We start from the raw sequence: 10,868 nt of genomic DNA on the forward strand, positions 1-10,868 counted from the left end.
GTCGAGCCTCGGGAAGGCTGAGAGACAGCTTGCCGTGCCTGCCGCGTCACGGGTTTGGTCAGGCTGCTGGTGCGAGGGGGCGTCCGCCCCAGCGGATGCCTTTCTCGCTGCGGATGCGGGCGCGTTCCTTGCGTTCGGCGGCCAGGACGTCGCTGTGGCGGGCGTTGGCGTTGCGCCAGCGCAGGTAGGCGTGCAGGGCCCGGGTCTGCACCGTGTGGTTGGGATGGTTCGAGTTGGCGATGGTGAACTGCCTCAGCGGTCCGAAGTGCGCCTCGATCGGGTTCGCCCACGAGGCGTAGGTCGGGGTGAAAGGTCCACCAGGCCCTGCGCGCCCAGCGCGAGGACCGGCACCGCGCTGACGCCCTCCTCTCGCTCATCGGCAACCTGGTGGAGGACTACGGGAACCGGTGACCTCGGAGCCGTGAGGGTGCTCCCAGCAGTTTTCTGCGGGCAGGACGTGGTGGAGGTCGTCAAGGAGGCCGCGGTCGCTGCCCGCCCGGTTCGGCTCGGCGGAAACGCTGATGGGTATGGTCGTGACGCTCGTTTGACGCTCCGGGTGTCCGCCAGGCCGCTCAATGTGGCTGACATCCGCACTGACCTGCGATTATGCGACACTCGGCTTCCGTGACGTGATTTCGATGACGCATCATGTGGAGTGCGTGGCGATTCTCGAGCCGGTCAAATAAGGGCGCTGACCTCAGCTTTCCCTGACGCCGGTGGTCCCGCCGAAGTGGACGGGACGCCGGGGCCGTGAGTGGGCGGGGCCGCCGGACCGGCTCCCTGTACGCCGCCGCGGTTGACACCCGTGGTTTCCGGTCAGTTCTCCGATCACTCGTCATCGCACGCCGTCGCCTGTGATGATGTGGATCAGGGGAGTGACCGGTGAGGTCATGAGATCCGGGGGATCGATGAGCACTACGACGTCGGCGCTGATACGGCTGAAATCCGCGCAGAAGAGCGCGAAGGGCGTATCGCTGTATTCGCGGTTCGTGAACCGGCCCGCGGGCCGGTATCTGGCCGCCGGGGCGTACCGGTTCGGCCTGACGCCCAATCATGTCACCGCGATCAGCGCGGCGTTCAGCTTCGCAGCCGTCGCGGTGACGGCGCTCGCAGCGCCCACCTGGGCCATGGGCCTCGTGGTGTGGCTCGGGCTCGCGGTCGGGTTCGCCTTCGACTCCGCCGACGGGCAGCTCGCCCGGCTGCGCGGCGGCGGCAGCGCGGTGGGTGAATGGCTTGACCATGTGGTCGACTGCGCCAAGATCACCGCACTGCACACCACCGTGCTGATCTCCTTCTATCGCCACCCCAGTCACTTCGGGACCGAGGCCGACGGCTGGCTGCTGGTGCCGCTCGGCTTCCAACTTGCCGCCGTCGTCACGTTCTTCGGTGGACTGCTCACCGAGCAGCTCAAGCCCAAGGCGGCCCCGGGCGACCGCGCCGCGCCCTCCACGGCGCGCGCGGTGGCGCTGCTTCCGGTCGACCACGGGGTGTTCTGCCTGGTGTTCCTGCTGCTCGGCGGCGGCGGCGCCTTCCGCTGGGCCTACACCGTCCTCGCCGTCGCTGCCGCGCTCTTCCTCGTCGCCTTCCTCGCCAAGTGGTTCCGGGAGCTGTCCGCAGTTCGTCGGTGAACCGACCGTGTCCCGTCGAGGGCGTCGATGGCACGCCGTAGCTGGGTGCTCGACGTGTGCACGGTGTACGGGAAGTGGACGACGTCCACGCCCATCGTGGCGAAGTCCCGCTCCAGCCGTTCCCCCTTCGGCGTGTCCCGCCAGTCGTCGCCCTTGAACAGCACGTCGAAGCGGACCTGCTTCCGCGTCTCCAGCTTGTCCGGCACGGTCTCGACGAACGCGGCGTCCACATACCGGATGCTGCGGACGATCTCCAGTCGCTCGACGAGCGGGATCATCGGCTCTCTGCCCTTGGCCCGTTCGGCCATATCGTCCGAGACCACGCCTGCCACCAGGTAGTCGCACTGGGCACGTGCGTGGCGCAGGATGTTCAAGCGCCCGATGTGGAACAGATCGTAGGTGCCAGGCGCGTAGCCCACGCGATACGACTTGCTCAATGGCACAGATGCCCCCGCGATCGATGATGTCCCCCTGTGCGCACTCCTTTGCGGGGATGTGCGGACTTTGACGATAGCGTCCATGCTCGGTGCTGGAAGGGTGAACAATTGGGGTGCGTCCTGGTTCACTGCCGAGCAGTGCGTGGGACCTGGGGTCCCGTAAGGCGCGAACACACCGGGGAGGCCGCCGAGGCGGCCGGGGGGAAGGATTCGTCGCGTGACACATACCCACGACGAGCGTCGTGACCGGAGCGGTACGGGGGTCACCGGTCCGGCGGTGCCCGTTCCGGTGCAGCGCACCAACGAGCCGGACATCGACGGACACGCTGGCAAGGAGAGCGAAGTCGGGCCATCCGGACGCAGGTTGCTCCTGGTATCCACCAACTACGCGCCCGAGCACACCGGTATCGGTCCGTATGCCACCGGTATCGCCGAGCACTGGGCGCGCCGCGGCCACGACACCCATGTCCTTGCCGGGCTCCCGCACTACCCGTCCTGGCGCCTCGACCCCGCCTACCGCACGGTGTGGCGGGCCACCGAGCAGCGTGCCGGAGTGACCGTGCACCGCAGGCGGCACAGCGTCCCCCCGCGCCAGAGCGCCCTGCGCAGGGCCCTGTTCGAGAGCTCGATACTCGCCCACGGCCTGGTCGCGCCTCCCCGCACCGGCCGCCTCGACGCCGTGCTCGCCCAACTGCCCAGCCTCGCCGGGGGCGTGCTCGGCGCCCGCGTCGCCGCCCGGCACCGGGCACCGTACGTGCCGGTCGTGCAGGACCTCATGGGGGCCGCCGCCGCGCAGTCGGGCATCCAGGGCGGTGGCCGCGCCGCCGAGCTGGCCGAGCGGGCGGAGTCCTGGGTGCTGCGGCGTGCCACGCTGGTCGGCGTCATCCACGAGACGTTCGTCGAGCGGGTGCGGGCCATGGGTGTTGACCCCGGACGCATACGCCTTGTGCCCAACTGGTCGCACATACAAGCCCCTTCGGCACCACGCGACCGTACCCGCGAGCGGCTCGGCTGGCGGCCAGAGCAGACCGTGGTCCTGCATTCCGGGAACATGGGCCTTAAGCAGGGCCTGGAGGTGCTGGTGGACGCCGCCCGCCGCGACCCGGCCACCCGGATCGTCCTGATGGGCGACGGCAACCAGCGCGAGCACCTCGCCGCACTCGCCGAGGGGCTGCCCAACCTGGAGTTCCTTCCGCCGGTGGACGACGCCGACTTCCCGGACGTCCTGGCCGCCGCCGACGTCCTCGCCGTGACCCAGCGCGCCTCCGTCCTCGACATGAGCGTCCCCTCCAAGCTCACCTCCTACTTCGCGGCCGGCCGCCCGGTGGTCGCCTCGGTCGCTGCCGAAGGCGGTACGGCCCGCGAAGCGCTGCGATCCGGCGCCGGAATGCTTGTGGAACCGGAGAATCCTGATCAGTTCTTGTCAGCGGTGCGTAGACTCGCCGAAGATCCGAAGATGGCGGACGAGTTGGGCGCGGCAGGTCCGCGCCATGTAGCGGCCCATCTGTCACGGGAGGCGGGTCTCGCGCGCATCGACGCGCTGATCGATGAGGCAATGGGGGGACTTGGAAGGTGAACGAGACACACGTTCCCGTCCGGGGGGAGGACGAGCCGGAGCAGTTGCGTGAGCAGTTCCGCCAACTCCTGCGCTACCGGTGGCTGATAGGCGGCGGTGTCGGCATCGGACTGCTGGCCGGCGCCTGGCTTGGCGTCACCGGCGCCGACAGCTACGCCGCCACCACCGACATCGTGCTCCGCGCCCCCACCAGCGACCCCTTCGCGCCGACGCTCGCCAGCGACAAGGCGCTCAACATGGGGTCCGAGCGGCAGACGGCCCTCAGCCGCTCGGTCGCGCAAGGCGCCGCGAAGCAGCTCAAGATGAGCGCGGACGAGGTGGACCAGCTCCAGAGCGGGCTCCAGGTCACCAACCCGCCGCAGACCCTCGTGCTGCACTTCACGTACAACGCGTCCGACCCGAAGGAGGCGGCGCGCCGCGCCAACGCCCTCACCGCGTCGTACATCGACATGCGCAAGGACCAGTGGGAGTCCGTCCGCGACTCGATGCTCAAGAGCCTGCAGGACCAGCTCAATCCGGTCGCCAAGCAGAACGACGAGCTCTCCCGGCAGATCAAGCAGCTTCCCGACGGATCCGCCGCGGACTCTGCCTACGCGGTGCAGGCCAACCTGCTCAACCGCATCACCGACCTCCGCAGCAAGATCACCAGCCTGAAGGCGCTCGACATGACGCCCGGCAACGTGATCCGCAACGCCACGGTCCCCTCCTCGTCCGACGGGCCCGGCCTGCCGCTGTCGCTCGGCCTCGGCGGCCTCGTCGGCGTCGGTCTCGGCCTGCTCGGCGCCTGGGTGCGGCTCGTCTTCGACCCGGCGCCTCGCTCGGCCGGTGACGTCGCCCGCGCCGTCCGCGGTCCCGTCCTCGGCGCGCTGCCCCGCGGCTCGGCGGGAACCCTGGTGGTGGGCCACACCGACTCCCGGGCAGCCGAGGAGTACCGCTCGATCGCCTTCCGCCTCGCCTACGACGAGCGCTTCGCCGACCGGCGCCGACTGCTCGTCGTCGCCCCGCGCGGCTCCATGGAGTCGAGTATCGCCGTCGCGGTCAACCTCGCCGCCTCGTTCGCCGAGACCGGCAAGAACGTCCTGCTGGTGGAGGCCGACCTGCGCACCCCGTCGCTCTCCGAGCGGCTCGACGTGTCCGCCGCCTCCCGGCCCCGCTGGAGCCGTACCAGCGAGCACGCCGAGGGCGAGTGGCCGAGCCGAGGCCAACTCCTCTTCGACGCGGGCGAGTCAGGAGCGTTCGGGCTCGTCCCCGGCGAACGTGTGCGCAACGTACCGCGCGCGCTGACCTCCGCCCGGACCACGCGACTGATCGCCGAGGCCGACGATCCGGACGCCACCGTCGTGGTCGTGGCCCCGCCCGTCCTCGCGTACGCCGACGCCCTCGCGCTCGTCGACCGGGTCGACGGCGTGCTCATCGTCTGCGACCCGCGGACCGTGCACCGCGCCGACCTGATGCGTATCCGCGAACTGATCGTCGGTGCCGGCGGTACCGTCCTCGGCGCGGTGACGCACATCGACTCCAAGAGGGTCCGGACGCCCGTCGCCCGCCGTGGCAGCAGACGCCGGGCGCCCAAGAGCCAGCCGGCCCCCACTCCCGAGCCGAGCAACACCCCCGAACCCGAGCGGCACTTCGACGGCGACGGCAGCGACACGGTCGCGCTGCGCGCCGTCCGCTCGGGGGACTGGTGACCGCCCCGGAGGAAGAGCCGCCGTCCGACAAGCCGCGCAACCCGCGGCGGTCGGCGGCCGCCCTCGCCTCGGTGCTCGACCAGGCGGCGTCCAGCCTCACCAACATTGCCGTGCTGGTGATCGCTGCCCGTGTCTCCACCGTGCAAGGCTTCGCCACCTTCTCGATGGTGTACCTCACCTTCACGGTGCTGCTCGGCCTCAACGTGGCGTACGTCGGCCAAGCCGTCGTCCTCACCCGCGGCGACACCAGCGCCGCCTGCCGGTCCGCGATCGCCTTCACCTTCCTCGCCTCCATCGTCGTCGGGGTCCTGCTCGCCGCCGTCGGCGCCGTCACTGGCGGCTGGGCCGGACCCGGCGGAGCCTTCCTCGCCCTCGGGCTCGTGCTACCCCTGGTCCTCGTGCAGGACGGGCTGCGGTACGCGTTCTCCACCCTGCGGCGCCCCGGCCTGGCCCTGGCCGCCGACACCCTGCGTCTGGCGTGCGTGGTGCCCGCGCTGCTGCTCCAGCCCCGGCACGCCGCGCCCGGACTCCTCGTGACGGTGTGGGGCGTGTCGGCCGTCCCGGCGCTGCTGCTCGGCCTGCGCCTGCTGTGGCCCCATGTCCGCGGCTCGCGGGCGGACCTGCGGCCCTACGTGCGCCGGGGCCACCTCGGACAGCGCTTCGTCGTGGAGTTCGCCGTCGGCAACGCCTCCAGCCAGCTCGCCGTGCTCGGCCTCGGCCTGTTCGCCGCCCCGCTCGCGGTCGGCGCCCTGCGCGGCGCCACCACGCTCTTCGGGCCGCTCAACGTCCTGTTCAACTCGGTCAACGCCTTCGGGCCGCCGCCGCTCAACCGGCTCGGCGGCCGTCGCGCCACCACCCGCGCTGCCGCGCTGCTCGGCCTCGCGCTCAGCGCCGTCGGCCTCGCCTGGGGGCTCGTGCTGTACGCCCTTCCCGACCACGTTGGACGTCAACTCCTAGGTTCCACCTGGCAGTTGTCGGCCGCTCTGTTGCCCGCCTCGGGCGCCCAGTACGCGGTGATGGGCCTGGGCACCTGCGCCCTCGTGGCCCTGCGCGTGCTCAGGCCGCGCGCCACCCTGTCGGTGCAGGTGGTGTTCTCGCTGCTCTCGGTCGTCCTCATGCTCGCCGGATACCTGCTGACCGGCTCGGCGCTCGGAGCGGCCTGGGGTCTGGCCGTGGGCTCCGCACTGAAGGCAGTGGCGGCCTGGACCCGGGTCGCGCGCCTGCGGGTGGAGGAGACGACTCCGACGACGGCGGTACCGGCGGTCCCCGCGAACTGAGCGTCACCGCGTGGGGAGTGGAGCGCACGGCGCGCGGCCGCTCCCCAGGGCCTCGGCCCTCCGGTCAGCGCAGCCCCGGCGCCCGGTCCTGGCGGAACGTGGTGATCAGGGCGATGCAGAACGCCGCGATGGCCACGCGCCCTGATGCCTGGAGCAGGGGGCCCCGCAGCATGATGAACGAGTAGCCGGCGACCAGCGGGACAGCCAGGGCGATCAGACTGCCCGGCCGGGCACTGCGCACCGCGCGGCGGGCGTAGCGCCGGTCGACCCGTGCCGCCGCGTATCCCATTGCCACGAACCCGGCCACCATCCCGACCGGGCCGAAGTCGATCCACAGCTCGGCCCACACCGGCGACGAGAGGTTCGTGTTCGTCGCGCCCATCCACTGGCCGACCATGACCCCGGTGTCCATCGGCTTGTCGGGCCACACCGAGCGGGGGACCGCGAACAACACCGAGCCGGCCAGCTGACGGCCGTAGGTGTGGCCGCTGGCCGACCGGACGTACGTGATGGTGTTGGCGAACATGCCGACCTGGTCGTAGTCCTTGAGGGCCAGCGGCTCCAGCGGCGAAGTGGTCTGCACCGGACGGTAGTTGGCGTCGTCGTAGCGGAAGCGGTCCGCGAACGGGAAGATGACCAGTGCCACGATCACGCCCAGGCTGAGCGCGACCCGGTAGAAGGCCGCGCTCACCGGGAAGACGGTGAACAGCAGCGAGAAGAGGACGGTGAGGAACCAGAAACGCGGGTTGGAGATCGGGTTGTTGACCACCGCGTTCAGCGCGGCCAGCGCCCCCCAGACCGCGATGATCACCACGGAACGGCGGGCCCGCCGCGAGGTCACCAGCCAGTGCGTGTACGCCAGCCAGGCGATGAGGGCAGGTACGGTGCCGAAGCCACGCACGATGGCCTGCCCAGCCTGCGAGTCCGCCTGGGAGAGCCCGGCCTCCTGGACACTGCTGATGATCTCCTGGCGGCTTGTGAAGAAGACCGCGGGACCGCCCAGCTTGACGACGAGGAGCGCCGAGCCGAGGAAGGCGAGGAGGGTCAGCAGGTACAGGCGGCGGCGGTGCACCAGCGCCGGCCGCAGCTTGTCCTCCCGCTTCCGCTCGGGCCGCTGGCGTGCCAGCAGGGTGCCGATGTCGAACGCGACACAGCCGATCAGGACGAGCGCGACCGCCTCGGTCAGATCGGTGCGCGCACCAACCACGGGGGTCGGCGTACGGCCGAGCACGGCCTGCGCGAGCGGTGCCACGCCCATCGCCATGTAGACGAACAGCCAGAACGAACCGGCGAGCAGCTTGCGCCGGCTGGAGAGGATCATCGCCGAGAGGCGGATGCCGGCGTACATGGTGAGTGCGAGCTGGAGCCACAGCGCCGAGTCGTGCAGACCGGTGCCGGGCTGGACCAGCACGAGCAACGGCAGGAACACCGCGAAACCGAGGACGAGCGGCACCGACAACGCGCGGGAGAGGAGCGTGCGCGGCCGGAAGGGCGGCACCGCCACCTGCCAGCCCCGCTCCGATGACCCGGGCGTACCGGTCGTGCCCCGGTCCATGTGCTGCGTCATGGCGCCCCCGCCCCGAAAGAGATCCCCGGCGCAGTCTAACGAGCCCTGGCCTATGATGAACGGTCAGCTACTAGAGTGTGGCGAAGTACCATCCGGGGAGACGCTGTTGGGGGGATGGATCGATGCGTGATCTCCCGGCCTTCACACTGGCCGGATACGACAAGGGGCGCGGGATACTCGTCCAGGCGCTCTGGTTCGCGGTGATGAACACGGTCTTCATGGCGTGGTTCACCCCGGCCCGGGTCAGGACGGCACTGCTGCGGGCCTTCGGCGCCGAGATCGGCACGGGGGTGCTCATCCGGCACCGGGTGCGCGTGCTCTGGCCGTGGAAGCTGACGGTCGGCGACCACACCTGGATCGGCGAGGGGGCGTGGATCCTCAACCTGGAGCCGGTCATCCTCGGCGCCCATGTGTGCGTGTCGCAGGAGGCCATGCTGTGCACCGGCAGCCACGACCACCGCGCCGCCGACTTCCGTTACCGTAACGCGCCGATCACCGTCGACGACGGAGCCTGGGTCGCGGCGCGCGCCACCGTCCTCGCCGGGGTGAAGGTCGGCCGCTGCGCCGTCGTGGGTGCGGGCGCGGTCCTCCACAAGGACCTGCCCGAGCTGACCCTGCACACCGCCGACAACCGGCGCCGGCCCGTCGAGGAGCCCGCGTGAGAGTGCTGCACGCGGTCACGCTGCACAGCCCCACCCACGCCTTCGGCGGCCCGGTCCGGGTCGCCCTCAACCTCTGCAAGGGGCTGCGGGAACGCGGGCACGACGCCCGGCTCACCGCCCTCGCCGAAGGCTTCGAGGGGCCGCTACCCGAGGAGGTGGAGGGCGTGCCCGCCCGCCTCCACCAGGCCCGCAGGATCCTGCCGTTGAGGTTTAGCGGCCTGACCTCGCCGTCCCTGCTCGCCGACGCCCACCGTCTCGTACGGCAGGCCGACGTCGTCCATGTGCATCTGGCGCGCGACCTGGTGACCCTGCCGGTGGCGCTCGCCGCGCTGCGTGCCGGGAAGCCGCTGGTCCTCCAGACGCACGGCATGGTCGACCCGAGCGAGCGGCGCTCGGCCAGGGTTCTCGACGCGGTCGCGGTGCGGCGGGTGCTGCGCGGAGCCACCGCCGTTCTGCACCTCACCACCCGTGAACTGCGGGACCTGGAGGCCGTGGTGGGCGGGACGGGCCTCGCTCGCGCCGTCCGCCTGGTGAACGGCGTGCCTGCACAGCCCGAGGGCCCGGCACCGGTGGGACCGCCGCGTATCCTGTACGCGGCCCGGCTCCAGGCCCGTAAGCGCCCCGTCGACCTGGTGGAGGCGGCCCCCCCGGTCCTGGCCCGGCACCCCGAGGCCACATTCGTCGTGGCGGGCCCCGACGAGGGCGAACTCGCCGCCGTGCGGCGGCGGATCGACGAACTCGGACTCGCGGCGCGGGTGAGCTGCCCGGGACCACTCGACGGGACACGCATGACCGAGGAGCTGCGAAGGGCGCACGTGTACGTCCTGCCGTCGGTGGACGAGCCGTTCCCGATGTCGGTCCTGGAGTCGATGGCCGTGGGCACGCCGGTCGTGGTGACCGACTCCAACGGCCTGGCCCGCGACGTGGGCCGGGCCGGCGCCGGCCGGGTGGTGACGGGACCCGACGGCATCGCCCCGGCGGTGCTCGACCTGCTGGACCCGGCCGCCCGGCGCGCCGCGTCGGAGGCGGCCCGCAAGCTCACCGCCGAGACGTTCGCCATGGACGCGGTCCTCGGCACACTCCTCGACGTGTACGAGCGGGCCTAGCAACGATGGTCTCGGTCGTTCGGATCGGTGCGGACCCGCGCCGATCCGAACGGCACCCGCTACGCGGGGAGCCAGGCGTAGCAGCCCGAGGAGACGAACGTACGGGTCCCGGACGGGATCTTCGCGGTGACCTTCTTCGCGGCGCCCGGGCCAGGGCCCGAGGCCAGCACCTTGTCGTCCGCGCCCAGTGCCTTCCAGGTGCAGCCCTCGGCGCTGGTCAGCGCACGATAGGTGCCCGGCGCAGGCTTCTTGCGTGTGCCGTCGGCGAAGCCGGTCGCGGCCTTGTCCAGCAGCGGCTTCTGCTTCGGGCACAGCTGGGCGATCGCGTCGTCGGCGGACGGCAGGTCCCCGGCGATGAGCGCGCCGATCGCGGCGTCCTTGTCGTGGGCGGCGGTGCGCTCGATGCGCTGACAGGTCTCCTGGCCGGCCTGGAGCACGGCTGCCGGGTCCATGTTCTTCGGCACACGGCCGTGCAGGTACTTCTTCTCCTTGGCGGTGAAGGAACCGGTCGCCGGGGTGAGCTTCGCGTCGGGCAGGACCGGGCCCTTGGAGGGGCTCGACGACTCCTGGGGAGCAGGGCTCGCCTGGTCGTCCGGGACGCCGGCCGCCTGGTCGTCGGAGATGCTCCGCGTCGGGTTCGCTGCCGCGTCGGTACTGCCGTCCGAGCTGCAGCCGGAGAGCGCGAGGAGCGTGATGAGGGCGCCGGCGGCGGCCCCGCGCCGGAGGGACCGGAGAGTGCGAGTGTGCATGGTGGCTCCTGCGGCCCGAGCGGGCCGGGTATGAAGGCGGGCCCGCACACGAAGGTGCGGGCCCAGATGGGGTGGGCGGGGGGGGGGGGGCCCCGGCCCCCCCCCCCGCGGTGGGCCCGGAACGTGTGGGCGGGGAAATATAAAAAAAATAAGCAGGCCCCCGGAAATTTGGTTTTTT

General features: G+C 71.4%; 9 protein-coding genes and 1 pseudogene. 6 read left to right on the forward strand and 4 right to left on the reverse strand.

The genetic code is table 11. From position 1 onward, the window contains the following. Nucleotides 1–58: 58 nt before the first annotated feature. A pseudogene (locus tag ACNPQM_RS42595) lies at nucleotides 59–310 on the reverse strand (IS630 family transposase); the annotation flags it as partial. 598 nt (nucleotides 311–908) lie between these two features. On the opposite strand from ACNPQM_RS42595, the gene ACNPQM_RS42600 reads away from it, so the two are divergent. After that, nucleotides 909–1,628: a CDP-alcohol phosphatidyltransferase family protein gene (locus ACNPQM_RS42600; RefSeq protein WP_418088217.1), complete on the forward strand. Its 720-nt coding sequence runs from the start codon at nucleotides 909–911 to the stop codon at nucleotides 1,626–1,628. Here the strand turns inward: ACNPQM_RS42600 and ACNPQM_RS42605 are convergent. Further along, the gene (locus tag ACNPQM_RS42605) at nucleotides 1,541–2,065 is read right to left on the reverse strand and encodes an adenylyltransferase/cytidyltransferase family protein (RefSeq protein ID WP_418088218.1); all 525 of its coding nucleotides are present in this window, start codon (nucleotides 2,063–2,065) and stop codon (nucleotides 1,541–1,543) included. The two genes, ACNPQM_RS42600 and ACNPQM_RS42605, sit on opposite strands and share 88 nt — an antisense overlap. A gap of 370 nt (nucleotides 2,066–2,435) precedes the next feature. Between ACNPQM_RS42605 and ACNPQM_RS42610 the strand changes: the two genes are divergently transcribed. From ACNPQM_RS42610 to ACNPQM_RS42620, 3 genes are read left to right on the forward strand one after another with little or no spacing between them, the layout of a single operon-like run. Then, entirely contained in the window at nucleotides 2,436–3,641 is a 1,206-nt protein-coding gene (locus ACNPQM_RS42610) for a glycosyltransferase (RefSeq protein ID WP_358861204.1), read from the forward strand. Next, nucleotides 3,638–5,329 (forward strand): lipopolysaccharide biosynthesis protein, encoded by a 1,692-nt coding sequence (locus ACNPQM_RS42615; RefSeq protein ID WP_418088219.1) that lies wholly within the window; start codon nucleotides 3,638–3,640, stop codon nucleotides 5,327–5,329. The genes ACNPQM_RS42610 and ACNPQM_RS42615 overlap by 4 nt, the downstream gene beginning before the upstream one ends. After that, nucleotides 5,326–6,606 carry a hypothetical protein gene (locus tag ACNPQM_RS42620; RefSeq protein ID WP_418088220.1) on the forward strand — a complete coding sequence of 427 codons (1,281 nt, stop codon included), beginning with the start codon at nucleotides 5,326–5,328 and terminating at the stop codon, nucleotides 6,604–6,606. Before ACNPQM_RS42615 ends, ACNPQM_RS42620 begins: the two co-directional genes overlap by 4 nt. Before the next feature lie 64 nt (nucleotides 6,607–6,670). On the opposite strand, the gene ACNPQM_RS42625 is transcribed toward ACNPQM_RS42620, so the two are convergent. Continuing rightward, nucleotides 6,671–8,173, reverse strand: a complete 1,503-nt coding sequence (locus ACNPQM_RS42625) for a hypothetical protein (RefSeq protein WP_418088221.1) — start codon at nucleotides 8,171–8,173, stop codon at nucleotides 6,671–6,673. Nucleotides 8,174–8,295: 122 nt separating this feature from the next. Here ACNPQM_RS42625 and ACNPQM_RS42630 point away from each other — a divergent pair, with 122 nt between their 5' ends. Together ACNPQM_RS42630 and ACNPQM_RS42635 are read left to right on the forward strand one after the other, a co-directional pair. After that, nucleotides 8,296–8,835: a WcaF family extracellular polysaccharide biosynthesis acetyltransferase gene (locus ACNPQM_RS42630; protein WP_418088222.1), complete on the forward strand. Its 540-nt coding sequence runs from the start codon at nucleotides 8,296–8,298 to the stop codon at nucleotides 8,833–8,835. Further along, nucleotides 8,832–9,941, forward strand: coding sequence for a glycosyltransferase (locus ACNPQM_RS42635; RefSeq protein ID WP_418088223.1), 1,110 nt, complete (start codon nucleotides 8,832–8,834; stop codon nucleotides 9,939–9,941). The genes ACNPQM_RS42630 and ACNPQM_RS42635 overlap by 4 nt, the downstream gene beginning before the upstream one ends. Nucleotides 9,942–10,000: 59 nt before the next feature. Here ACNPQM_RS42635 and ACNPQM_RS42640 read toward each other — a convergent pair whose 3' ends face one another. Beyond that, nucleotides 10,001–10,690 carry a hypothetical protein gene (locus tag ACNPQM_RS42640; protein WP_418088224.1) on the reverse strand — a complete coding sequence of 230 codons (690 nt, stop codon included), beginning with the start codon at nucleotides 10,688–10,690 and terminating at the stop codon, nucleotides 10,001–10,003. Between the last annotated feature and the right edge of the window lie 178 nt (nucleotides 10,691–10,868).

The sequence above is a fragment of the Streptomyces sp. NPDC056231 genome, from assembly GCF_048270745.1.
In the GTDB taxonomy this organism is placed as follows: Bacteria; Actinomycetota; Actinomycetes; order Streptomycetales; family Streptomycetaceae; genus Streptomyces.

Excerpts from the sequence above, each read along its gene's own strand:
- ACNPQM_RS42600 (WP_418088217.1), top strand. The coding sequence starts at position 909 with ATGAGCACTACGACGTCGGCGCTGATACGGCTGAAATCCGCGCAGAAG.
- ACNPQM_RS42630 (WP_418088222.1), top strand. The coding sequence starts at position 8,296 with ATGCGTGATCTCCCGGCCTTCACACTGGCCGGATACGACAAGGGGCGC.
- ACNPQM_RS42625 (WP_418088221.1), bottom strand. The coding sequence starts at position 8,173 with ATGACGCAGCACATGGACCGGGGCACGACCGGTACGCCCGGGTCATCG.
- ACNPQM_RS42640 (WP_418088224.1), bottom strand. The coding sequence starts at position 10,690 with ATGCACACTCGCACTCTCCGGTCCCTCCGGCGCGGGGCCGCCGCCGGC.